The organism is Bradyrhizobium sp. AS23.2, assembly GCF_001908185.1.
Lineage (GTDB): Bacteria > Pseudomonadota > Alphaproteobacteria > Rhizobiales > Xanthobacteraceae > Bradyrhizobium.
On the sequence record NZ_LGHM01000174.1, the window covers coordinates 16,338 to 38,932 of the forward strand.

Annotated in this window: 20 protein-coding genes and 2 pseudogenes; 11 read left to right on the forward strand and 11 right to left on the reverse strand. The window is 65.5% G+C overall.

From position 1 onward, the window contains the following. Nucleotides 1-113 precede the first annotated feature (113 nt). From lpxK to AC630_RS33340, 6 genes are read right to left on the reverse strand one after another with little or no spacing between them, the layout of a single operon-like run. On the reverse strand, nt 114-1,130 hold the full coding sequence (gene lpxK / locus AC630_RS33315; RefSeq protein ID WP_074122675.1) for a tetraacyldisaccharide 4'-kinase: 1,017 nt from the start codon (nt 1,128-1,130) through the stop codon (nt 114-116). Beyond that, nucleotides 1,123-2,469: a 3-deoxy-D-manno-octulosonic acid transferase gene (locus tag AC630_RS33320; protein WP_143198510.1), complete on the reverse strand. Its 1,347-nt coding sequence runs from the start codon at nt 2,467-2,469 to the stop codon at nt 1,123-1,125. Before AC630_RS33320 ends, lpxK begins: the two co-directional genes overlap by 8 nt. Then, nucleotides 2,432-3,145, reverse strand: coding sequence for a lysophospholipid acyltransferase family protein (locus tag AC630_RS33325; protein ID WP_074122676.1), 714 nt, complete (start codon nt 3,143-3,145; stop codon nt 2,432-2,434). The genes AC630_RS33320 and AC630_RS33325 overlap by 38 nt, the downstream gene beginning before the upstream one ends. Beyond that, nucleotides 3,142-3,390, reverse strand: a complete 249-nt coding sequence (locus tag AC630_RS33330; RefSeq protein ID WP_074122677.1) for a DUF4170 domain-containing protein — start codon at nt 3,388-3,390, stop codon at nt 3,142-3,144. The genes AC630_RS33325 and AC630_RS33330 overlap by 4 nt, the downstream gene beginning before the upstream one ends. Nucleotides 3,391-3,450: 60 nt before the next feature. Beyond that, the gene (locus AC630_RS33335; protein ID WP_074122678.1) at nt 3,451-4,269 is read right to left on the reverse strand and encodes a 3'(2'),5'-bisphosphate nucleotidase CysQ; all 819 of its coding nucleotides are present in this window, start codon (nt 4,267-4,269) and stop codon (nt 3,451-3,453) included. Then, nucleotides 4,256-5,665, reverse strand: coding sequence for a TldD/PmbA family protein (locus AC630_RS33340; RefSeq protein ID WP_074122679.1), 1,410 nt, complete (start codon nt 5,663-5,665; stop codon nt 4,256-4,258). The genes AC630_RS33335 and AC630_RS33340 overlap by 14 nt, the downstream gene beginning before the upstream one ends. A 275-nt stretch (nt 5,666-5,940) precedes the next feature. Here AC630_RS33340 and AC630_RS33345 point away from each other — a divergent pair, with 275 nt between their 5' ends. After that, entirely contained in the window at nt 5,941-6,459 is a 519-nt protein-coding gene (locus AC630_RS33345) for a DUF6101 family protein (protein WP_074122680.1), read from the forward strand. A gap of 118 nt (nt 6,460-6,577) precedes the next feature. Here the strand turns inward: AC630_RS33345 and ubiA are convergent, their stop codons facing one another. After that, entirely contained in the window at nt 6,578-7,534 is a 957-nt protein-coding gene (gene ubiA, locus AC630_RS33350; protein WP_074122681.1) for a 4-hydroxybenzoate octaprenyltransferase, read from the reverse strand. Nucleotides 7,535-7,675: 141 nt separating this feature from the next. After that, complete coding sequence (locus AC630_RS33355; RefSeq protein WP_074122694.1) at nt 7,676-8,335, reverse strand: hypothetical protein; 660 nt, start codon at nt 8,333-8,335, stop codon at nt 7,676-7,678. Between the two features lie 212 nt (nt 8,336-8,547). Between AC630_RS33355 and AC630_RS33360 the strand changes: the two are divergent. The 6 genes and pseudogenes from AC630_RS33360 to AC630_RS33385 all read left to right on the forward strand — a co-directional run bounded on the left by AC630_RS33360 (nt 8,548) and on the right by AC630_RS33385 (nt 14,630). Beyond that, a pseudogene (locus AC630_RS33360) lies at nt 8,548-9,304 on the forward strand (16S rRNA (uracil(1498)-N(3))-methyltransferase). 172 nt (nt 9,305-9,476) lie between these two features. Then, on the forward strand, nt 9,477-10,628 hold the full coding sequence (locus AC630_RS33365; protein WP_074122695.1) for an ATP phosphoribosyltransferase regulatory subunit: 1,152 nt from the start codon (nt 9,477-9,479) through the stop codon (nt 10,626-10,628). 3 nt (nt 10,629-10,631) lie between these two features. Continuing rightward, a complete protein-coding gene (hisG, locus tag AC630_RS33370) occupies nt 10,632-11,609 on the forward strand; it encodes an ATP phosphoribosyltransferase (RefSeq protein ID WP_074122682.1) in 978 nt (325 codons plus the stop codon). An 86-nt stretch (nt 11,610-11,695) separates the two neighbouring features. Next, on the forward strand, nt 11,696-12,742 hold the full coding sequence (locus AC630_RS33375; RefSeq protein WP_074122683.1) for a glycosyltransferase family 2 protein: 1,047 nt from the start codon (nt 11,696-11,698) through the stop codon (nt 12,740-12,742). After that, nucleotides 12,739-13,584: a ChbG/HpnK family deacetylase gene (locus tag AC630_RS33380; RefSeq protein ID WP_074122684.1), complete on the forward strand. Its 846-nt coding sequence runs from the start codon at nt 12,739-12,741 to the stop codon at nt 13,582-13,584. Before AC630_RS33375 ends, AC630_RS33380 begins: the two co-directional genes overlap by 4 nt. Before the next feature lie 219 nt (nt 13,585-13,803). After that, nucleotides 13,804-14,630 (forward strand): annotated as a pseudogene (locus AC630_RS33385) (DUF2076 domain-containing protein). A gap of 167 nt (nt 14,631-14,797) precedes the next feature. On the opposite strand, the gene AC630_RS33390 reads toward AC630_RS33385, so the two are convergent. Beyond that, nucleotides 14,798-15,595, reverse strand: coding sequence for a L,D-transpeptidase (locus AC630_RS33390; RefSeq protein ID WP_074122685.1), 798 nt, complete (start codon nt 15,593-15,595; stop codon nt 14,798-14,800). Between the two features lie 315 nt (nt 15,596-15,910). On the opposite strand from AC630_RS33390, the gene AC630_RS33395 reads away from it, so the two are divergent. Further along, on the forward strand, nt 15,911-16,690 hold the full coding sequence (locus AC630_RS33395) for a protein phosphatase CheZ (protein ID WP_074122686.1): 780 nt from the start codon (nt 15,911-15,913) through the stop codon (nt 16,688-16,690). A gap of 196 nt (nt 16,691-16,886) precedes the next feature. On the opposite strand, the gene AC630_RS33400 is transcribed toward AC630_RS33395, so the two are convergent. After that, a complete protein-coding gene (locus tag AC630_RS33400) occupies nt 16,887-17,408 on the reverse strand; it encodes a hypothetical protein (protein WP_074122687.1) in 522 nt (173 codons plus the stop codon). Between the two features lie 315 nt (nt 17,409-17,723). Between AC630_RS33400 and AC630_RS33405 the strand changes: the two genes are divergently transcribed. From AC630_RS33405 to AC630_RS33415, 3 genes are all read left to right on the forward strand, one after another. Further along, a complete protein-coding gene (locus AC630_RS33405; RefSeq protein WP_074122688.1) occupies nt 17,724-18,020 on the forward strand; it encodes a co-chaperone GroES in 297 nt (98 codons plus the stop codon). Nucleotides 18,021-18,183: 163 nt separating this feature from the next. Then, nucleotides 18,184-19,815, forward strand: coding sequence for a chaperonin GroEL (gene groL, locus AC630_RS33410; protein ID WP_074122689.1), 1,632 nt, complete (start codon nt 18,184-18,186; stop codon nt 19,813-19,815). A gap of 292 nt (nt 19,816-20,107) precedes the next feature. After that, the gene (locus AC630_RS33415) at nt 20,108-21,319 is read left to right on the forward strand and encodes a hypothetical protein (protein ID WP_074122690.1); all 1,212 of its coding nucleotides are present in this window, start codon (nt 20,108-20,110) and stop codon (nt 21,317-21,319) included. Between the two features lie 819 nt (nt 21,320-22,138). Here AC630_RS33415 and AC630_RS33420 read toward each other — a convergent pair. Further along, the gene (locus AC630_RS33420; protein WP_074122691.1) at nt 22,139-22,537 is read right to left on the reverse strand and encodes an META domain-containing protein; all 399 of its coding nucleotides are present in this window, start codon (nt 22,535-22,537) and stop codon (nt 22,139-22,141) included. Nucleotides 22,538-22,595 lie beyond the last annotated feature (58 nt).

A 22,595-nucleotide genomic window follows, 5' to 3' on the forward strand; every position in this document is an offset into this window, starting at 1 on the left:
GCCTTATTGGGGGGAGTGTTTTTTCCTAGGCCCTTGGCGCACACCCGAATTGGCGACCGAAATGCGCACACTTTGAGCTGCGGCGGACAAGTCGTTTTGCCCACCCTACGGGATCATCGCCTGCTGAACCGCCGCTCGCGCGCCTTGTGGAGATGATCGCTGATCAGTTGACGCAGCTTTGCCGGATCGTCGAATTCGAGCTGAACCGCGAACGGCACGATACCGTCAGGCACACTTTCACGGCCGCGCAGGCGCGCGAGATCCTTTTCCGTCGTCACCAGCGTGAGCTGCTCGCGCTGCGATTCCGCCGCGAGCGCGGCGATCTCATTGTGCGAAAACACGTGGTGATCGGCGAAGAGGCGCGTGCGCGCGACCTCGATGCCGCAGGCGCGCAAGCTGCGGAAGAAGCGCTCGGGATCGCCGATGCCGGCGAAGGCGAAAACCCGCTTGCCGAGGAGCTGCGCGACCGAGGCCGCATCCGGCTTCAGGCGCGCGCGCAGCTCCGGCTTGTTGCGCTTGGCAATCTCGGCCGCAACATCGTTGGCGGCATGACCGTTGCCGATCATCACCAGCGCATCGGTGCGCGCGAGCTGTGCTTTCAGCGGCGCGCGCAGCGGGCCGGCAGGAAACACCTTGCCGTTGCCGAGGCCGCGCTCGCTGTCGATCACGATCAGGGACGCGTCCTTCAACAGGCGCGGGTTCTGGAAACCGTCGTCCATCAGGATCACGGTGGCGCCTTGCGACTTCGCGAGCGCCACGCCGTCGAGGCGGTCGCGCGCGACCGCGACTGGAACGTCGCGCACCATCATCAGCGGCTCGTCGCCGACGTCGACCGCGGTGTGACGCTCGCGATCGACCATCACCGGGCCCATCAGGCGTCCGCCATAGCCGCGGCTGAGCACCACCGGCGTCTCGCCGAGCTCGCGCAGGAGCTTCGTCAGCGCCAGCACGGTCGGCGTCTTGCCGGCGCCGCCGACATGGTAGTTGCCGACGCAGATCACGGGGATGCCGGCGTCAACGCCCTCGAGCGCCATGCGGCGCGCCGTGAGCGCGCCATAGAGTGCGCCCAACGGACTCAGGACCAGCGATATTGGGGAATGTGGCCGGTACCAGAAGGCCGGCTCACGCATTGGCGGCTCCCATCTCGATCCGCAGCTGCAACAGATAGGGCTCGAGCGCGGTCATCGTGCGATTCAGCGCGCCGCCGAGCTCCTCGACCACGCCGCTGCCTGCGCGCTGCATCCTGTCGCGCACGGTGGAATCGGCCAGCAACTGGCCGAGCTGCTTGATCAGCGCCTCCTGCGTATCGGCCTGCCGCGCCCCGCCGCTGCCGTCGAGCGCCTCGTAGACGTCGGCGAAGTTGAAGACGTGCGGGCCATGGACGATCGCGGCGCCGAGCTTGATCGCCTCGATCGGATTCTGGCCGCCGTGGCGGATCAGCGATCCGCCCATGAACACGATCGGCGAGAGGCGGTAGAACAGGCCGAGCTCGCCCATGGTGTCGGCGACATAGACGTCGGTCGCGGCTGTCGGCAGCTCCTCGCGCGAACGCAAGGCCGGCTTCAGGCCGGACGCCGTGATCAGGCCTGCGATCGAGGAGCCGCGATCAGGATGCCGCGGCACGATCACGGTCAGGAGCTGCGGGAAGAAACCGACGAGGCTGCGATGCGCCGCGACCAGCATCTCGTCTTCGCCCGGATGGGTCGAAGCCGCGACGATGATCGGACGCCCGCGCGTCATCGCCATCAGCCGTTCGAGCTTCGCGGGATCCGCGGGCGGCGCCGGCACGTCGAGCTTGAGATTGCCCGTGGTGACGACGTCGCGGCCGCCGAGCGCGGAGAAGCGCTCCGCATCGGTCTTCGACTGCGCGAGGCAGATGTCGAAGCGCGAGAGCAGCGCCGAGATGGTGCCGTACATGCGCCGCCAGCGCGGGAAGGAGCGCGGCGACATCCGTCCGTTGATCAGCACCATCGGCACCCGGCGCGCACCGCCTGCCAGGATCAGGTTCGGCCACAGATCGGATTCGATGAACAGCGCCAGGGACGGCTTCCAGTGGTCGAGGAAGCGCGCGACATAGCGCGGGGAATCATAGGGCACGTATTGATGGATGACGTCGGGCGGAAAGCGTTTCGCAACGACGGCGGCCGAGGTGACCGTGCCGGAGGTGAGCAGGATGCGCAGGTTGAGATCGCGCAGGCGCTCGATCAGCGCGGCCGCGGCCAGAACCTCGCCGACACTGGCGCCGTGAATCCAGACCAGCGGGCCATGCGGCCGCACGTCCTGACTGAGACCCCGCCGTTCGCCGACGCGCGCGGGATCTTCCTTGCCCTGCTTCAGCCGCCGCTTGATCAGCGCAGGCGCAAGCAGCAACAGGCCGGATGCCAGGCGCCGATACATCCGCAGCGTCATCGGCAGCGAACTGGGGAGCGAATTAGGCATCTTCCGGTCCCGGGCGGCCGAGTTGCGCATAGGCGCGGCGAGTTGCCTCGTTCAGCGTCTCTTCCAGCTCCAGCCGCAGCGCTTCCATGGTGGCCGCGTCAGCGTCCGGCGGGACGTGAATTTCCTTGATGCCGACCAATGCGCCTCGCCCGAACGGCAGATTGACGGTGGTGCGGTCCCAGTTCTTGAGCCGGATGAAGCGGCTGGTCGCCATCGCGAAAGGCATGATCGGCCGTCCCGATTCCCGTGCCAGCATGATAATGCCGTGTCCTGCGACGCGCGAGCGCTTCGGGACATCGGCGGTCAGCGCGACATTACAGCCGCCCTCGAGCGTCCGCACCATCTCCTTGAAGGCGCCGACCCCGCCTTTGCGGTGGAAAGCTCCACCATGGTCGCCGGAACCGCGGATGGTGCCGATGCCGAGCCGCTCGGCGGCGATCGCATTGAACTCGCCGTCGCGGTGGCGGGAGATCAGGACCCTGGCCTTGTACCAGTCCTTGTTCTTGATGAAGGGGGTGAGGAAATGCTGGCCGTGCCAGAAGGCGAAGATCGCCGGCATCTGCGGTTCGACGCGGTCATAGACGTCGGGCGGATCGAACGTGAATTTGTTGGTCCGCCAGACCAGACGCAGATATTCGGCCGCCAGGATCCCGACGGCACGCTGAAACCAGCTGCTTCGCAGCGTATTGCGAAGCAGTTTTTTCAACGCGCCGGCTTCGGTTCTTGATTCGGGTCGAGCAGCCGATGGAGGTGGACGATGAAGTAGCGCATCTGCGCGTTGTCGACCGTGCTCTGCGCCTTGGCCCGCCAGGCGGCGTGCGCGGCCGCATAGTTCGGATAGAGGCCGACGATCTCGACGTCGTCGAGGTTCTTGAAGGTGTTGTGCTCGAGATCGAGCAGTTCGCCTCCAATCACGAGATGAAGCAGTTGTTGCGGGGCACTATCTGGCATGGGTTCTGTTCCTAAGGGGCTGCCCGGCAAAGCAGTGTTCGACACGCACGACGAAAGCGCTCAGGGCAAGGGACGGCTTCGAAAATGCGCGACAATGCTTGCATGACGATCGCGCCCCGCTGCCACCAGCACCCCGTGCGTCACTTCCCGGCGGTTATAGAGGATGGGATCTCCGGAGAGGTCGCTCATCCTACCATCCGCTTCCTGCACGATCAAATCGGCCGCCGCAAGGTCCCAATCATGGCTGTTGCCGCCCGCAAAAGCCGCATCCAGCGCACCATCGGCGACCCGGCAGAGGCGGAGCGCCAGCGAACCGATTCGCGGGTGCAGCCTGATGTCACCGCCCGAGCTATTGAGTCGCTCGACCATCGGTTTCGGGCCGGCGACGCGAGAGAAGTCGAGCGCGGATCCGCCCGCCGCGCGCACGGCCTTACCGTTGAGCGTCGTGCCCCGGCCGCGGGCCGCGAAGAAGAACTCATCGCTCGTCGGCGCGAAGACCGCGGCGAGGACGGGCGAAGCATCCTCGACCAGCGCGACGCTGACGCACCAATCGTCATGGCCGTTGAGATAGTTGCGGGTGCCGTCGATGGGATCGACCACCCATGTCAGCCGCCGCGACAGCCGCGCCGCATCGTCGGCGCTCTCCTCCGACAGCCAGCCATAGTCGGGCGTAGCAGTGCGCAAGCGCGCTTCGAGGAGATCGTTGACGGCGATGTCGGCTTCCGACACCGGCGAGGACACGCCCTTGATCCACTTCTTCAGCTCGGTACGAAACATCGACCGCGCGAGCGCGCCCGCCTCCCGCACCGTGTCTCTCAGCAGCGCCGCATCACGCGTCAGGATAGTCTCGTCGATAGATTTCGCGTCAGCGTCCGCCAAGCGTCAAACCCTCGATGCGCACGGTCGGCGCATTGATGCCGTAGCGAAACTCGAGATTGTTCGCGGGCTGCATCGACTTGAAGATCTCGAACAGGTGCCCTGCGATCGTCACTTCGCTCACGGGATAGGTGAGCTCGCCGTTCTCGATCCAGAAGCCGGAGGCGCCGCGGCTGTAATCGCCGGTGACACCGTTGACGCCGGAGCCGATCAGATCGGTGACGTAGAAACCCTGCTTGATGTCGGAGATCAGCTCAGCCGGCGTCGGTGTGCCGGCTTCGAGATGCAGATTGTAGGGCCCCGGCGACGGCGAGGAGGAGACGCCGCGATGGGCGTGGCCAGTGGTGATGAGGCCCAGCTCGCGGGCGGTGGCGCAGTCGAGCAGCCAGGTCGTCAGCACACCCTCGTCGACGAGCGCGATCCTCTTCACGGCAACGCCTTCGGCGTCGAAGGTCTGCGAGCGCAGACCGCGCCTGCGCAGGGGATCGTCGATGATGCGGATGTTTTTCGCAAAGAGCTGCTGGCCGAGCTTGTCCTTCAGGAAGCTGGTCTTGCGCGCGATCGAGGCGCCGTTGATGGCGCCGACGACATGGCCGACCAGAGAGCCCGCGACACGCGGATCGAACACGACAGGGACCTTGCAAGTCTCGACCTTGCGCGGATTGAAGCGCGCCACAGTGCGCTCGCCGGCGGAACGGCCGACGACTTCCGGTGACAGCAGATCGGCGCCATGCGGCGCCGAGGTGAAGTCGTAGTCGCGCTCCATGCTGGTGCCTTCGCCTGATATGGCGGTGGCCGAGATGCCTTGGCTGGAGCGCAAATAGGAACCATGGAAGCCGGTGCTGGTGACCAGCACCATGCCGCCCATGCCGGCAGACGCCGAGGCGCCGCCGGATTTGGTGACGCCCTTCACGGCAAGCGCCGCAGCCTCGGCCGCGAGCGCGCGGCGCTCGAGCTCTGAGGTCGCGGGCACATTGGGATCGAGCAGGTCGAGATCGGGGAAGTCGCGCGCGAGCAGCGCGGGATCGGCAAGGCCGACATATTTGTCGGCGGGCGCGACCCTGGCCATCGCGACCGCGCGTTCCGCAAGCTTGGTCACGGCATCGCCGCTGACGTCGTTGGTCGAGACCACCGCCTGGCGCTGGCCGACCAGCACGCGCAGGCCGACATCGTCGCCCTCGGAACGCTCGGATTCCTCGACGCGCCCGTCGCGCACCTCGACGCCTTGCGAGACGCCGCGCACCGCGACCGCATCGGCGGCATCCGCGCCGGCGCGCTTGGCCGCCTCGACCAGCCGCTGCGCCAGATCCGACAGTGCGGACTGATCGAACAGGTCGCGGTTGGCCTTCGATGAATCCTTGGTCGAAGGCGTCGAGCTTGCGGATGGTGAAGCGTTCACGAACGAAATCCTGTTGGGGGCGGGGTTCGGGTTTTGAGGGCGGCCGAACCCACCAAATGTGCTCGATTGGCGCGGACTTCAAGCATTTTCAGCCCGCAGAAAGCTCAGATTCGCACTCCCGGCGCAACGTCTCGTCAATCATGCGCGCCAAGGTCTTGTCAATCATACGCGGCGGTGACGCTGGATTAACCAGCCTTTTTAAGCGGTTTCCGAAAGTGGCGCGCTAAGGTCCTCGCATCGACCGGGAACATAATCCCGGCGGGGAGACTAAAGCCGTGAGGCGTCAAACAGCAACATGCGGGGTCGCTCCCGCCGGGTCGAGCCGCTCCTTGCGGCTCGACCCTCTTTCCCTTCCGGTCCGCTTCGATGCGCATGATCCGCGCGCCGACGGATATGTCCGGCAGATCGAGCTTCATCGCGAGCGCGTCGTGCTGCGCCGTGCCGTCCGCGGCATGCAAATGGCGATCAACGTGCGCGTCAGCGACTTCACCGGCGTCGCGCTGCGCGGCAATGACGAGGCGCAGGCCCTCGTCCTCGTGCATCGCGATCCCTCGCTCTCCGTTCCGCTGCAGGTGAGCGCCGACGGCGAGGAGCTCACTGAGGCCTGGGCGATCTGGAGCGAACTCTTCGCGCTGCCGCAGCTCGACGAGGGTGCGCGCAAGCCAGCACAGCGCCGTCGCCGTTGCAACGCGATCCGCGCCCGCCGTCCGAAATTCCTGATGCGCCGCCGCACCGGCATCGCGCGCGAGCTTTCGGTTCATCAGGGCGAACGCGAGATCATCGCGCGGAATTGAGCGTGATTCCGATTCCGTAGGGTGGGCAAAGCGAAAGCGTGCCCACCTCCTTTGTCGCAATCCTGGAAAGATGGTGGGCACGGCGCGAGTGCGCCTTTGCCCACCCTACGAGTTCGCGTCAGGCCGCTCGCATCACTGCATCGACGAGCAATCCCGCAAACAGCAGCAGCCCGGCATCGCGGTTCGATTTGAACAGTCGCAGGCAGAGTGCGGGATCGTTGATCCTGAGCCGCACGATCTGCGACGCCAGATGCACGGCGAAGGCCGCAAGCCCGAGCCACGCCGGCCAGCGCGCATCGCCTGACGCCAGCGCGACGCCGATCAGCATGACCGCAAGTCCATAGAACAGGATCAGCGCCTGGTGCGTATGCGCACCGAACAGGCGCGCGGTGGACTTGATGCCGATCAGCGCGTCGTCCTCGGCATCCTGATGCGCGTAGATCGTGTCATAGCCGATCACCCACGAAATCGCGCCGGCATAGAGCACGAGCGCGGTCAGGTCGATGCGTCCGAAGGTGACGGCAAATCCCATCAAGGCGCCCCAGGAGAAGGCGAGCCCGAGCACGATCTGCGGCCACCAGGTGATACGCTTCATGAAGGGGTAGATCGCGACGATCAGAAGCGAGGCGATGCCGGTCAGCACCGCGAATCGGTTGAACTGCAGCAGCACCGCGAGACCGATCAGCGCCTGCGCCACCATGAAGACCAGCGCCTGCTTCGTGCTCACCTGCCCCGACGGCAGCGGCCGCGAGCGGGTGCGTTCGACCTTGTCGTCGAGATCGCGGTCGGTGATGTCGTTCCAGGTGCAGCCCGCCCCGCGCATCACGAAGGCGCCGATGAAGAACAGGACGATGGTGAGTGGCAGGCGGCGGACGTCGTGCGCCATGCCGGCGGCGAGCGCCGCCGACCACCAGCACGGCATCAGCAGAAGCCAGGAGCCGATCGGACGATCGAAGCGCGACAATCGCAGGTAAGGCCGTGCCCATTGCGGCGCGAGCGTATCGACCCAGTTGCCGGTGGAGTCGGCAACGCGGGCGGATGGGCTAGTGCCCAGTTTTCGAAGTTCGTATTCCATTGCGATACATTCCGGTACGAACTTCGAAAACTATAAGGGCACCAGCAAGAAATGATAGTTCACGTGCCGCTTGTCGATTTGAAGTTCCTATGAGGAGCTCGCAGCAGACACCGTAGGAACTTCAAATCGGCGGCACGTGCCTCATCGGGTCAGGACGTTGCCGTTGAGCGTGTCGAAGGTGCTGCCGCCCTTCTTGCCGGCATTGGCTTCGGGCGCCGAGCCCGAACCCAGCACCTCGCTCAGCGACGGACCGGCCGGACCGCGCGGCTGGTTCTGCATTTGCTGCGCAACGTTGCAGACCTTCGCCTGCATGGCCTCGGTGTTCTTGTGGCCGGCCTTCAACTGGTCGCCGACCTGCGCCGGGATCCCGCATTTAGAGGCGTTGGTCTCGATGTACTTGATCATCTTCGACTCAGCCTGGCTGAAATTGCGGATCAGCTTGCAGGCCTCGTCCGGTGGGGCATGACGGTTGCTCGCGGCCTGGATCAACTTGCCGCGCTTCTCGGCTTCCTCGCGCAGAGGCATGAACTGCTTCATGCAGTCCTCGCCTGGACCACCTTGCGTCGGCGGGGCCGCGCTGAAAGCGCCGGCGCCACCGACGGGCGCAGCACCGTTCACGGGGAATGACGTTTGCGGCGCCGCGCCGACAGACGCGACCGGGGCGGAGCCGTTCACCGGCGGAAACGCGGAATCGGTCGCGGCCTGGCCGGGCAGCGGCGCAGGGAAACCCTGCGCGTAGGCGCCCGTAGCACCCATGGCGACCATGGCGGCAGTGATCGGAACCATCAAATGACGGATCATCAAGGCAGTTCTCTCCGGCAGGAGCTTACGGGGTTCGGCGTCTTCCCAATTGAAGCGCAACCAGCGTGCTCGCGTTTTTACGATTCCCGCCGGGGCTTAACAACCCGTTGAATAGGGCAAGAGCGCGGCGCGGAGACGCACCAGGTTGGCAATATTTACCCCTGAAACGGCTGCTTTCGGTTAAGAACGGCGGCAAATCGGACCATTAAACGATGCCCTCCCACGATTTTCGCGCCCCCCGCCTGTTTGTCGACGCCCCCCCTTGTCCAGGACGCCAGGGTCGCGCTCGACCGCGACCAGAGCAATTATCTCGGCAATGTGCTGAGACTTGCCGCCGGCGCCCCGATTCTGGCCTTCAACGGCCGCGACGGCGAGTGGCAGGCCGCCATCGAAGGCCGCAAGCGGCCGGACGGGCTGGTGATCCTCCAGCAGACCCGGCCCCAGGACCGGTTGCCGGACCTCACTTACGCCTTCGCCCCGCTCAAGCATGCGCGGCTGGACTATGTGGTGCAGAAGGCCGTCGAGATGGGCGCCGCCACCCTGCAGCCGGTCCAGACCCGGTTCACCCAGGCCTCCCGGGTCAACACAGAGCGGATGCGCGCCAATGTCGTCGAGGCGGCCGAGCAATGCGGCATTCTGAGCCTTGCCGCAGTGGCCGAGCCGGTGTCGCTCGACCGCTTCCTCAGCCAGCGCGCCGCCGCCCGCCTGCTGGTGTTCTGCGACGAGGCGGCCGAGGTCGAAAACCCTATTCAGAGCCTGCAAAGCGCGCGCGAGGCCAGTCACGGGGTCGACGTGCTGATCGGCCCCGAGGGCGGCTTCGCCGAGGAAGAGCGGGCGCTGCTGCAGCGGCAGCCCAAAATCCTGCGGCTGGCGCTGGGCCCTCGGATCCTGCGCGCCGACACTGCCGCGGTGGCGGCGCTGGCGCTGGTGCAGGCGGTTCTCGGCGATTGGGGCGGCAAGAATCCCTAGCTTCAAGACTACCTGAAGACCACTTGGCTACGCCGCATTGGCCGGCCGTTAAGCGATTGATCCTTTGGAGGTCGAAACCGCTTTCGGGCCATGCTAAGGGCTGCGCCAATTCCTGGCCTCCCCTTGGCCTCCCCTTGCCCTGCCCGGTTCCACCGGGACGATGGACCCCGAGATGACCGCGACTGCTACCTCAAATGCTGCCGGCTCTGCCGCCTGGGCGGATACGCTGCTCTTGTCGTTCGCGCAGGCCGGCTATGTCAGGGCCGAGCCAGCCATCCTGCAGCCGGCCGAGCCATTTCTTGACCTCTCCGGCGAGGACATCCGCAAAAGCCTGTACCTGACCAGCGACCTCTCCGGCGAGGAGCTCTGCCTGCGCCCGGACCTGACCATTCCGGTGGCGCGCGATTACCTCGCGTCCAGCCGCGCTGGCCAGCCGGCCGGGTTCAGCTATCTCGGCCCGGTGTTCCGCTACCGTAGCGGACGGGCCAGCGAATTCCTGCAGGCCGGCATCGAATCGTTCGGCCGCCAGGACCGCGCCGCAGCCGACGCCGAGACGCTGGCGCTGGCACTGGAAGCGACCGCCGCCTTCGGCGTCCGCGATGTCGAAATCCGCACCGGCGACGTGGCGCTGTTCAACGCCCTGCTCGACGCGCTCAACCTCTATCCGGTCTGGCGCCGACGCCTGGTCAAGGATTTCAACCGCAAGATCAGCCTGGAGCAGGATCTGGAGCGGCTCGCACGCACGACCACCGCGACCCGCAGCGAGTATGAGGGCGTGCTGGCCGCGCTCGCCGGCTCCGACCGCAAGGCCGCGCTCGCCTTCGTCACCGATTTGATGTCGATCGCCGGCACCACCAATGTCGGCGGCCGCACCACGGCCGAGATCGCGGACCGCTTCCTCGAGCAATCGACGCTGAAAGGCGGCGCACTGCCACGCGAAGCAATCACCGTGCTCAAGCGCTTCCTGTCGATCACGGGCAATCCCGACGACGCGATCGCCGAGCTGCGCGCGCTCACGGCTGATGCGAAACTCGATCTCACCTCGGCCATCGACCAGTTCGAGAGCCGGGTGGGCTTCATGGCCGCGCGCGGCATCGACGTGAAGCAGTCGAGGTTCTCCACCGCGTTCGGACGCGGGCTCGACTACTACACCGGCTTCGAATTCGAACTGCATCACAGGGACAACGGCACCGAGCCGCTGGTCGCCGGCGGCCGCTATGACGGGCTGATGACCCAGCTTGGATCTGCCGAGCCGATCCCCGCGGTCGGCTTCTCGGTCTGGGTGGACGCGCTGACCCGGATCGGCTGCAAGGTGGGAGCTTAAGTCATGAGCGCGCCATTCGTTCTGGCCGTTCCCTCCAAGGGCCGCCTCCAGGAAAACACCGAGGCCTTCTTCGCTCGTGCGGGCCTCAAACTGTCGAAGGCCGGCGGCGCCCGCGACTATCGCGGCACGATCGCAGGCCTCGACAATGTCGAGGTCGCCTATCTCTCGGCGAGCGAGATCGCCTCGCAACTGTCCCGCGGTTTTGCGCATCTCGGCGTCACCGGCGAGGATCTGGTGCGCGAGAACATTGCGGACGCCGACAAGCGCGTATCGCTGATCGAAGGGCTCGGCTTCGGCTACGCCGACGTCGTGGTTGCGGTGCCGCAGGCCTGGATCGACGTCCGCACCATGGCCGACCTCGACGACGTCACCACCGGCTTCCGCGAGCAGCATCACATGCGGATGCGGGTCGCGACCAAGTTCATCAACCTCACCCGCGCGTTCTTCTCGAACCACGGCATCACGGATTACCGCATCGTCGAAAGCGCGGGCGCGACCGAAGGCGCGCCGGCGGCAGGCAGCGCCGAGCTGATCGTCGACATCACCACAACCGGTGCAACGCTCGCCGCCAACGGGCTGAGGGTGCTCGATGATGGCGTGATCCTGCGCAGCCAGGCCAATCTGGTCGCTTCGAAGGAGGCCGACTGGTCGCCGCAGGCGCGGGAGACGGCGCGCGTCATCCTCGATCACATCGCGGCACGGGCGCGGGCCAACAAGTATCGCGAAGTCCGGACCCGCTTCCGGCAATGCGACGAGGCCCTGCTCGGCGAAGCCCACAGCCGGTTCGGCGTCGAGGCCCCGTTCGGCGGACCGACCTCGTCAGGCATGCTCACGCTGCACTGCCCACCGGGGCAGCTCTATGCGCTCGCGAGCTTCCTGCGCGAGCATGGCGCCGAGACCGTCTCGGTGGTTTCGCTCGACTACGTGTTCGACCGGGAGAATCCGCTGTTCGCCAAGCTCGAGGCGTTCCTGCGGCGGTGAGCCTCAGGTCCGTTCAGCGTAGCGACAGCAAACGGCAGCTACCATATGCTGTTGAGATGACCTAAACGCCTCTGGAACCTTGATCGATGACGCTGGGCTCTGACGTTTCCGGCCTGACGACCACCGCGGCCGGCGCCGCCGCGAAGGGACTGTCGATTGTCGTCCCCGTCTATAACGAGGCGGCGGGCCTCGCTGCCCTGCACCAGCGCATCTGCGATCTCGCGAGGACCTTGCGGCAGCGCTATCGCCTCGCCTGCGAGGTCGTTTATGTCGACGACGGCAGCGCGGACGCGACGCTGTCGATCGCACGCGGACTGCCGGCCGACGCGATCGACGTGCAGGTGGTGTCGCTATCGCGCAATTTCGGCAAGGAGGCGGCGCTGATGGCCGGCCTCGACCATGCCCGGCTCGGCGCCGTGATGTTCATGGACGGCGACGGCCAGCATCCGCCGGCCCTGGTCGAGCAGCTCGTGGGGCACTGGATCGATGACGGCTACGACGTCGTCTATACCGCCAAGGCGCATCGCGACAACGAGACCTTCCTGCGGCGGCTCGCCGTGCACGGCTTCTACGCGCTGATCAATTGGGGCGCGCGCCAGAAGATCCCGGAGGATGCCGGCGACTTCCGCCTGCTCTCGCCGCGCGCGGTCGCAGCGCTGAGGCAGCTGCCGGAGCGCAACCGCTTCTTCAAGGGGCTGGCAAGCTGGATCGGCTTCCGCCAGATCCGCGTCGATTACGAGCCTGCGCCGCGCGCCCATGGCGTCACCACTTTCAACGCCGCACGCCTGCTCGGCCTGTCGATCGAAGGTCTGACCTCATTCTCGGTGGCGCCGTTGCGCTTTGCCAGCCTGCTCGGCGTGGTACTCGCGGGCGGCGCGTTCCTGTTCGGCCTCTCGATCCTCTGGGAGGTCTGGACCACCGGCAAGCAGGTGCCGGGCTATCCCTCGCTCGTGGTCGGCCTGATGACCATCGGCGGCGTGCAGCTCATCATGATCGGCATCGTCGGCGAATATATCGGCAAGATCCTCTCCGAGCTGAAGGCGCGCCCGATCTACTTCGTCGCCGAGCACAGCGAAAAGCACTTCGAGACCGACAAGGCCGACGAGGCCTCGAAGAGGACGGCGGCCGAATGAGCGCGGCCGCGACGCCGCGGCGGATCTGGCTCTGCGCTGACGATTACGGCATCAGCCCGGGCGTCAATCGCGCCATCCGCGACCTGATCGAGCGCGGCCGTCTCAACGCCACCTCCGTGATGATGGTGGGTCCCGCGATCGAGCGCAGCGAGATCGAGGCGCTTCAGGCTGCCGCGAAAGCGAGCCCGCGCTGCGCGATCGGATTGCACGTGACGCTGTCGGCGCCGTTCCGGCCGCTCACCATGCATTTCCGCCCGCTCGACGGTGACATGTTCATGCCGTTTCCAAAGCTGCTGCGTGCCGGCCTTGCGCGGCGGCTCGACCGCGAGTTCTTTCGCAATGAGGTGAAGGCGCAGCTGGCCGCCTTCGCGGAAGCGTTCGGCCGCGCGCCTGACTTCGTCGACGGCCATCAGCATGTACAGCTCTTTCCGCAGGTGCGCGACGGCTTCGTCGATGCGGTGAGCGAAGCCGCGCCGAACGCCTGGGTGCGCCAGGGCGGCCGCAACCTGCCGCTGGCGCAGCGGCTGGCCTCACCCAAAGCCATGGTGCTCGATATCCTCAGCGCGCAATTCCGGCGGCGTGCCGCCGGCGCCGGCCTCAGCTTCAATCCCGGCTTCGCCGGTGCCTATGACTTCACGCGGGAGGCCGATTTCGGCGAGCTGATGCGGCAATTCCTGGAAGGCCTGCCGGATGGCGGCCTCGTGATGTGCCACCCCGGCTTCGTCGACGACATCCTTGCCGGTCTCGATCCGATGACCGACGTCCGCGAGCGCGAGCATGCCTATCTCGCCGGCGATGCCTTCGCGCGCCTGCTGGTGGACCGCGGCGTGACGTTGACGTGAAACCGGCGAAAGCTGGCCCCTCCGTTCCGATGGAATCGGAACGGGGCTCTAGATTCTTGTTTTGACCCGTTTTCTTTACGCGAACCGGTATCCACTTCGCTCGAAAACGCTCTGCGAGGCAGCTTGTCGCATAACGAAATTTAATCTGCCCGCCACTGTTGGGGCCACAATGGAACCCTACATCCCGGTTGCGCTTGTTTCGCGCAAGGGAGACAGATCATGACGCCGCAGGAACGCCAGCTCGTTGACGAGCTTTTCGACCGGCTTTCGAAACTGGAAAATGCACCGCGCGATCCCGACGCGATCGCCGCGATTTCCGACGGCCTCCGCAAGGCGCCCGGTGCGATCTATGCGCTGGTGCAGACCGTGCTGCTGCAGGACGAAGCGCTGAAGCGCGCCCATGACCGCATCCAGGAGCTGGAGGCGGGGCACGCGCCCGAGCAGGCCCAGTCCGGCGGCTTCCTGGATTCCATGCGCGAGTCGCTGTTCGGATCGAGCCCGTCGCGCGGCTCGGTTCCGAACGTACCGCCGCGTGACTCGCGGCCGGTCTGGAACAGCGGCCAGGCCATGCAGCAGGCCCAGCCGGGCTATGGCCAGCCGCCGTACGGACAGGCTTACGGTCAGGGCCCGGGTCAGGGCTATGGCGCTCCGCCGGTCGGCGGTGGCGGCGGCTCGTTCCTCGGCACGGCGGCGGCGCCGCGGCGGGCGTCGTCGGCGGCTCGCTGCTGCTCTCCAGCATCCGCGGCATGATGGGCGGACCGCATCAGCAGGCCTTCGGCGACACCAACGCCTTGGGCGACCGCAGCCCGTGGGGCGGTAGCGACCAGTCCGGCGGCTCGCTCGCGCGCGATGCCGGCCTCAACGACATCGGCTCGAATCGGGATTCCCGCCAGAGCTTCTCCGACCAGGCGTCGAACGACGATCGCAACAACAACGATCAGAGCTATAGCGATCAGAACTACGACGATCAGGACGACGACAACATCGACATGGCCGACGACAGCGATTTCGGCGGCGGAGACGATGGCGGCAGCGATTACGCGTGACGCTCATCTTCTCCCTCTCCCCGTTCTTACGGGGAGAGGGTCGGGGTGAGGGGCTCTATCCGCAAAGCCGGTAAGAGTTGAGCTCGTGGAGACTCCCCTCACCCGGAATTCGCGCTTCGCCCGAATTCCGGCCTCTCCCCGCAAGCGGGGAGAGGCGCAGTATCGTCTCACATCACGACGACCTTGGTGCCGACATTGACGCGGCCGTAGAGGTCGATGACGTCCTCGTTGCGCATGCGGATGCAGCCGGAGGAGACGTTGGTGCCGATGGTCCAGGGCTCGTTGGAGCCGTGGATGCGGTAGAGCGTGGAGCCCAGATACATCGCGCGCGCGCCGAGCGGATTTTCAGGACCGCCCTCCATGTGTCTGGGAAGGTCGGGCCGGCGCGCGATCATTTCCGCCGGCGGAGTCCAGTCCGGCCATTCGCGCTTGGCCGTGATCGACTTCACGCCGGACCAGGTGAAGCCGGGACGACCGACGCCGATGCCGTAACGCGTCGCTCTGCCGTTACCCTCGACGAGATAGAGGAACTTGTTCGGCGTATCGACCACGATCGTGCCGGCACTTTCCTTGCCGCTATAGTCAACGAGTTGTTTCTCGAATTTCGGGTCGAACGAAAGCGACCGCGGGTCGACCAACTCCTGCTGAACCGTCCCCTGCATCTGCGGCTCGCCCATCGGCGGCAGGCGGCGCGGGTCGTAATAGCCCGGCTGCTGCTGATAGGTCGGCTGCTGCGGGGCGTAAGCCGGACCGCGGCCGGGCCCGTCGCCGAACAAGAACTCGATGAAGCCGCCGCCCATGTTCGAATTGGAGGCGACGCGCGCCGGCGCTTGCGGCACCTGCGGCCGGTAGAGCACCACGGGCGGATCGTTCGGCACCAAATTGTCGAAGGCGCTAGCGCTGTTCGCGCCGGCAATGAAGGTGCAAGCGCTGCCGAGCAGCGCGACAGACATTTTCTTGAACATCGACGTACTCTGTACTGTTTCGTCTAGATCACATGCGTCGTAGAGAGCTGATGGCTGATCCGCGCTCGCGACGTGGTCAATAAAAAGCAAAAGCCGTTTTGTTTGGTAAACGGAAGCCGCGTTTCGATTCACCACGACACGAGCGACGGCGCAATTTGGCGATCAGCGTTTATTTTCGATGAACGCCGCGCGCCCATGGTTAATCGCGCGTTTTCACGCCGTCGCGCGCGGCCGCACAGCGGTTCCCGCTGTGAACCTCGTGTTAAATCGCTTCTGCCTACAAAGACGCGTGAGTGAGGTGGGGGGAGTATCCTGATGGCTGTTCACCGCAAGCGTTTTCGTGCCGAGGACATCATCGGCGGCGAAATGCCAATTCTTGACGTAACCGACGAGACAATGCCGATGCATAGCGAGATCATGGCGGAGCTGCGCGCGATCCGCGCACAGATGGCGAAGGGCGCTGTCCCGCTGTCCGGCAGCGCGGCCATGGCAGCGATCGACGCCTCCTCGGCTCAGCAGCTCTCCGAAGCGCGCACCATGCTCGATACCTATCGGGCACAGATCGAGCAGTGCGAGAAGTTGAAGGTCGAGCTCGACCTCATCCATGACGCCATCGACCGCACCAAGCGCGAGATCGCGGTGCTGCATGGCAAGAGCTTCAACGGCGAAGAGATGGCCAAGGTCAATGGCGAACTCGGCGCCGTGGTCGGCGGCACCGAGCAGGCGACCCAGCAGATCCTCGAAGCCGCCGAGTCGATCGACCAGGCAGCCAGCGCCCTCGCCAAGGTCGACTCGGTCGACCAGCAGAAGCGCCTCGCCGACGACATCCAGGAACGCGTCATCTCGATCTTCGAAGCCTGCAACTTCCAGGACCTGACCGGCCAGCGCATCAGCAAGGTCATGACCACGATGAAGTTCATCGAGCAGCATATCAATGCGATGATGGACATCTGGGGCGGTGTCGACGCGATCAAGGCCCATGTGCCGCCGCCGGTTGACACCCGCGGCGAGGACGAAAAGCTGCTCAACGGCCCGAAGCTCGCCGGCGACGTCGGCCACGCCTCGCAGGACGACATCGACGCGCTGTTCGACTGATCGGACGCGGCAGAGAGAAAAACAAAACGCCGGCGAAAGCCGGCGTTTTTTTTCGTCATTGCGAGCGAAGCGAAGCAATCCAGACTGTCTCGGCTGAGGCGGCCTGGATTGCTTCGTCGCGGAGCCTGTCATCGGGCCGGCCGAAGGCCGGACCCGTTGGCTCCTCGCAATGACGAGTGGTTAGGTCAGCGCCCGTTCACGCCCGCGGCGCGCAGCGGACGTAGACCATGTTGCCGTAGCGGGTGGCGGCGTCCTTGTCGATGAAGCGGGTGATCAGGACGCGGCCGTCGAAGGAGACGATCTCCCGGTCCTGCTCGCCGGGGGTCGGACCGGCCGGCCCGATATAGTTCTTGCCGCTGGGCGAGCCCTTCAGGCGCAGTTCCTGCGGCGTCGCCTGGTCGGCAAGATGCATGATCACGCCGCCGGAGGAACCGGCGGTGATCACGTAGGGGTTCTTGCATTGAGACCGGGCGGCAGCCTCGGTGCGGGCGCGGTCGGCCGGGTTCTGGAACGAGGCGAGACCCCAACGGCCGACGATCTCGTCGGCGCGGATGCTCGCCGGCATTTCCGGTCCGGTGCCGGGCTCGGCCTCGGGCGGCGGCGAGGATGAAGAGAAGGACGGCAGGCTCATACCGCCGCCGCAGGCGCCGAGCAGCAACGCCAGGCAAGAGGCAGCCGCCAGGTTGGCGACCGTGCGCGCGTGAGCTGAACTGATCATGGCATTCCCCCGAACAAGACCATGGCCGCACCCCTCCCGCAGCCAAGCGCAAAACCGCCGCCGGAGCAATGACGTCCTTTGATCCGCCAGTACCCCGATCGAGTTTCCAATGCCACCATCCTATATCCGCCTCACCAATCGCTTAACCACCTTTGCTTGACAGGACCGCAGCCAAGCCATATTTCCGGGCGCACTATTAGCACTCGGAAAGGCCGATTGCTAAGCGTGCCGTTCGATCCTCGCGACGAGGGTGGACGGAAGCGCCGCCCCACCCACTTCCACTACTTCCGAAGCGAGCCTCCAAAGGGAAACGTCATGGCTAAATCCAAATTTCGTCCGCTGCATGACCGTGTCGTGGTCAAACGTATCGACGCCGAGGAAAAGACCAAGGGCGGCATCATCATTCCGGACACCGCCAAGGAAAAGCCCTCCCAGGGCGAGGTCGTCGCCGTCGGCTCCGGCGGCCGTGACGAGACCGGCAAGCTGATCCCGATCGACCTCAAGGTCGGCGACCGCGTGCTGTTCGGCAAGTGGTCGGGCACCGAGGTCAAGATCGACAACGAAGAGCTCCTGATCATGAAGGAGTCGGACATCATGGGCGTGATGGCCTAAGGCCGAACGCCTGAACAGCCGCTGAATACCCTTAGCTGTCATGCCCGGGCTCGACCCGGGCATCCATCATTTTCGAAAGTGGATGGATTGCCGGGTCAAGCCCGGCAATGACGAGGGAGAGTGCGGCACCCCAATCCATCCATGGTTTTTCAGGAGCATTAGAATGGCTGCCAAAGACGTCAAATTTTCCGGAGACGCGCGCGATCGCATGCTGCGTGGCGTCGACGTTCTCGCCAACGCCGTCAAGGTGACGCTCGGCCCGAAGGGCCGCAACGTCGTCATCGAGAAGTCGTTCGGCGCGCCCCGCATCACCAAGGACGGCGTCACCGTCGCCAAGGAGATCGAGCTCGAGGACAAGTTCGAGAACATGGGCGCCCAGATGGTGCGTGAGGTCGCCTCCAAGACCAACGACCTCGCCGGCGACGGCACCACCACCGCGACCGTGCTGGCCCAGGCCATCGTGCGCGAAGGCGCCAAGGCGGTTGCCGCCGGCATGAACCCGATGGACCTCAAGCGCGGCATCGACACCGCGGTTGCGGCCGTGGTCAAGGACATCGAGAAGCGCGCCAAGCCGGTTGCGGCCTCCTCCGAGGTCGCCCAGGTCGGCACCATCTCGGCAAACGGCGATAGCGCCATCGGCAAGATGATCGCCCAGGCGATGCAGAAGGTCGGCAACGAGGGCGTCATCACCGTCGAGGAGAACAAGTCGCTCGACACCGAGGTCGACATCGTCGAGGGCATGAAGTTCGACCGCGGCTATCTGTCGCCCTACTTCGTCACCAACGCCGAGAAGATGACCGCCGAGCTCGAGGACGCCTACATCCTCCTGCACGAGAAGAAGCTCTCGGGCCTGCAGGCCATGCTGCCGGTGCTGGAAGCCGTGGTGCAGTCCGGCAAGCCGCTCGTCATCATCGCCGAGGACGTCGAGGGCGAGGCGCTGGCCACCCTGGTCGTCAACCGCCTGCGTGGCGGCCTCAAGGTCGCCGCCGTCAAGGCGCCGGGCTTCGGTGACCGCCGCAAGGCCATGCTCGAGGACATCGCGATCCTCACCGGCGGCCAGCTCATCTCCGAAGACCTCGGCATGAAGCTCGAGAACGTCACGGTGAAGATGCTGGGACGCGCGGGCAAGGTGGTGATCGACAAGGAGAACACCACGATCGTCAAGGGCGCCGGCAAGAAGCCGGAGATCGAGGCCCGCGTCGGCCAGATCAAGGCCCAGATCGAGGAGACCACCTCGGACTACGACCGTGAGAAGCTCCAGGAGCGCCTCGCCAAGCTCGCCGGCGGCGTCGCGGTGATCCGCGTCGGCGGCGCGACCGAGATCGAGGTCAAGGAGAAGAAGGACCGCGTCGAGGACGCGCTCAACGCCACCCGCGCCGCGGTGCAGGAAGGCATCGTCCCCGGCGGCGGCGTCGCGCTGCTGCGCGCCAAGAAGGCGGTCGGCCGTCTCACCAACGCCAATGCCGACGTGCAGGCCGGCATCAACATCGTGCTGAAGGCGCTGGAAGCTCCGATCCGCCAGATCTCCGAGAACGCCGGCGTGGAAGGCTCGATCGTCGTCGGCAAGATCCTGGAGAACAAGTCCGAGACCTTCGGCTTCGACGCCCAGACCGAGGACTATGTCGACATGGTTGAGAAGGGCATCATCGATCCCGCCAAGGTGGTGCGCACCGCGCTGCAGGACGCCTCCTCCGTGGCCGGCCTGCTGGTGACCACCGAGGCCATGGTCGCCGAAATGCCGAAGAAGGAAGCTCCGCCCGCTATGCCGGCCGGCGGCGGCATGGGCGGCTTCTAAAGCCCATCCTCACCTTACAGCGTTGCGAAGGCCGCCTCCGGGCGGCCTTCTTTTTTGCAGACTCGGTTTTTGCAGACCTGGTTTTGACCTGGGCCCGTGCTTTCCAATTCAACCGACGGCCAAAACCCACTACGGTGGCGCGCAGATTCTAGGGCGCGATGGAACAGGAACCAATCATCGTCGCGTTTTAGGTTATTGTTCGGGCATGATCTTGTCGGAAAACCGCTGCACACTTTGCGCTAACGCGGCCCTCCGGGTCCGGATCATGCCCTATTGCTCGAGGATTTCGTCGATGCGCGCGCTTCTGGTTTGCCCGACAGCTCTTTTGGCGGCCCTGTTCGCCATGTCACCCGGGTTCGTATCCGCCCAGATGAAACTCTCGCCGAAGGCCACGGCGCCCGGCGGCATCGAGACGCGCTATTTCACCTCGATCGACGGGCTGATGGAAGGCAATGCCGACGTGATCCTGAAGGAGACGCGCCAGGGCAAGACGGTCACCGCAGCCGTGCTCGACGTTTGTTATCCCGTCGCAAAAAATTCGGACCGCAAGGATCGCTTCGTCGTCAACCTCCAGGTCGCGGGCCAGAACCTGACGGGCACGACGCAGAGCCTCGGCGAGAAGGCGCCGGTCAGCGTCAAGCTGCTGCGCAAGCCGACCGGAGACACGTTCGAATTCCGCGGCCAGATCGCGATCGGCCAGGCCGTGACCGAAGTCGCCTCGCCCGACAATTCCGATCTCAGCGAGAAGGAGTTTCAGGACAACCAGACCTCCGATGACGGCATCACGCCGCAGCCGAAGGATTTCACCGACGTCTCGCCGGAGGCGATCGCGGTCAAGGTCAAGCTCGATGCCGCAACCGACTTCCTGAAGAGCCTGAAGGGCCAGGAGGTCGAGGTGACGCTGGCGAGCCTTAACGTCGGCTGCGACGCGTTGCGCGCCGGCGAGCAGACCATCAACATGTCGGTCGATCCGGAGCGCGCCGGTGCGCTGCTCGCAAAATTCAAGGCGATGCCGGGCGTCACCGCGGCGGGCTGGACCGCGGGCATGACCGAGATGGACCGCACCATCCGCTTCCCCGCCGCGGACTGGCGCGAGGGCGACAAGATCAACCGCGACAAGCTCGCGGGCACAGTGGCGGGCGTGCTGAGCAGGACGCTGGGGGCAAAGCCGGTCTCGCAAAGCTTCAACCCGGCCACCGGCAGGCTCAAGCTGGTCTTCAAGCGGCCGAACCAGGATTTCCCGGCGCTCGAGCTCACCGACACCATCGAGGTCGCGGGCCTGGTCTCGCCCGACAAGCCCGGCGCGACCGACAGGTTGATGCTCTGGATCGGCAGCCCCTCGACCACGATCTCCGACGAGAGCAGCGGCGCCAAGCTCAATCTCTCGGATGAATCTGCGGTGGACGAGGAAGGTGACCAGCCGGATGACAACGGTTCGGTCGAGGCCCTCGCAAAGGAGCTGAAAGGCCAGCGCTGGGACGCCGACAAGTCGACGTGGAAGTAGGCAGGCGCTGCCGCAGTCGTTTGCTTGATCGTTAAGATTCGATTCAGTTTATTCGGCCATCATCGGGTAGCCGAACGTGGGTCGCATCATGCAAGACCACGAGCCGAGTACCCTTGGAAACATCTGGTTGGGGAATGTGGCTGGCGGCCAGTTGCCGAGGCAGCCGGTCAGGCTGCGGAATCTGTTAAGCCACGATCGCGACGAAGTGCTGGTGCTACGAGACCCGCATGGCGTTCGAGTGCGCAACTTTCTGCTGTCCACAATTGCCCTGACGGCAAGCTTTGGAATGGGATGGGCCGGGGGCCTGAATTGGCCTGAGCTCGCAAGCACGATCAGCCTCAGTCCAATAGCCCAGAAGCATACGGCTTCATCGCAAACTTCTGAAACGAGATCCGGGGGCAAGGCCGAAGGCGGTCGAAAAACCGCATCTCACCCGGATCTGCAAACAGCGGCACCCGCCTTTGTAGGGAGCATTCCCAAGCCGTCCACCACATCGCCCGCCCGCTTGCCTAATGGCTTGGCCTCTCAGGCGAATACGAGCCTCTCGGGGCCAGCAGCTGCCATGAGGCTGCCTCTGGCGCCGGCGCCGGAAACAAGACCGACAACCATTCCCGGGTGGACCGTTGTTGACGTTCGGGACGGAACTGCCGTTCTCGACGGACCTGACGGAATTCGGATGGCCGCACGCGGTGACACTGTTCCCGGACTCGGGCGCGTCGACTCCATCGTGCGCTGGGGCAGCCGCTGGATCGTTGCCACCGCCAACGGGTTGATCGCGACGCCGTAACCGCCGAAGAACGGCGCCGGCTGCCGCGAAGCTCAATTTCCGTTCATCCGGAAGCGCAGCGGTTTCGGGCCGATCAGCGCGAGAAAGTCGCCCTGGCGTTTCCAGGTCTCGACGCTGCCGAGCGCGGCGACGAGGTCGTCGTCGGCCTGCGCCTTGGCGGGCGGGCAGGAGCGGTCCTGGATCTGGCCGGGGACGAAGATCACGGTGTTGCCGGCGACCGAGAACTGGCCCTTGCCGCCCTTGCACCAGAGCTCCAGCACCACCTCGCCATGGTCGCCGATCTCGATGTTCGGAATCCGCTTCGAGCCCGGCTGCGGCAGCGCCTCCAGCGTCATCTCGGTGCCGAAGGGGAAACCGTCCTCCGCACGCGCGACAGTGGACACCGCGAGCATTGCAACCGTCGCACACACGATCTGCTTGAGCGAAACCATGAAACCTCTCGACCGACCTGATTTGCCGCACCTTCTATAAGACAGCAGCGCCATTGAG

Coding starts and splice junctions, on each gene's coding strand:
- hisG (WP_074122682.1), top strand. CDS start 10,632: ATGAGCGCGCCATTCGTTCTGGCCGTTCCCTCCAAGGGCCGCCTCCAG.
- ubiA (WP_074122681.1), bottom strand. CDS start 7,534: ATGGAATACGAACTTCGAAAACTGGGCACTAGCCCATCCGCCCGCGTT.
- AC630_RS33320 (WP_143198510.1), bottom strand. CDS start 2,469: ATGCGCAACTCGGCCGCCCGGGACCGGAAGATGCCTAATTCGCTCCCC.
- AC630_RS33395 (WP_074122686.1), top strand. CDS start 15,911: ATGGCTGTTCACCGCAAGCGTTTTCGTGCCGAGGACATCATCGGCGGC.
- lpxK (WP_074122675.1), bottom strand. CDS start 1,130: ATGCGTGAGCCGGCCTTCTGGTACCGGCCACATTCCCCAATATCGCTG.
- AC630_RS33420 (WP_074122691.1), bottom strand. CDS start 22,537: ATGGTTTCGCTCAAGCAGATCGTGTGTGCGACGGTTGCAATGCTCGCG.
- AC630_RS33375 (WP_074122683.1), top strand. CDS start 11,696: ATGACGCTGGGCTCTGACGTTTCCGGCCTGACGACCACCGCGGCCGGC.
- groL (WP_074122689.1), top strand. CDS start 18,184: ATGGCTGCCAAAGACGTCAAATTTTCCGGAGACGCGCGCGATCGCATG.
- AC630_RS33365 (WP_074122695.1), top strand. CDS start 9,477: ATGACCGCGACTGCTACCTCAAATGCTGCCGGCTCTGCCGCCTGGGCG.
- AC630_RS33400 (WP_074122687.1), bottom strand. CDS start 17,408: ATGATCAGTTCAGCTCACGCGCGCACGGTCGCCAACCTGGCGGCTGCC.
- AC630_RS33355 (WP_074122694.1), bottom strand. CDS start 8,335: ATGATCCGTCATTTGATGGTTCCGATCACTGCCGCCATGGTCGCCATG.
- AC630_RS33380 (WP_074122684.1), top strand. CDS start 12,739: ATGAGCGCGGCCGCGACGCCGCGGCGGATCTGGCTCTGCGCTGACGAT.
- AC630_RS33390 (WP_074122685.1), bottom strand. CDS start 15,595: ATGTTCAAGAAAATGTCTGTCGCGCTGCTCGGCAGCGCTTGCACCTTC.
- AC630_RS33415 (WP_074122690.1), top strand. CDS start 20,108: ATGCGCGCGCTTCTGGTTTGCCCGACAGCTCTTTTGGCGGCCCTGTTC.
- AC630_RS33405 (WP_074122688.1), top strand. CDS start 17,724: ATGGCTAAATCCAAATTTCGTCCGCTGCATGACCGTGTCGTGGTCAAA.
- AC630_RS33330 (WP_074122677.1), bottom strand. CDS start 3,390: ATGCCAGATAGTGCCCCGCAACAACTGCTTCATCTCGTGATTGGAGGC.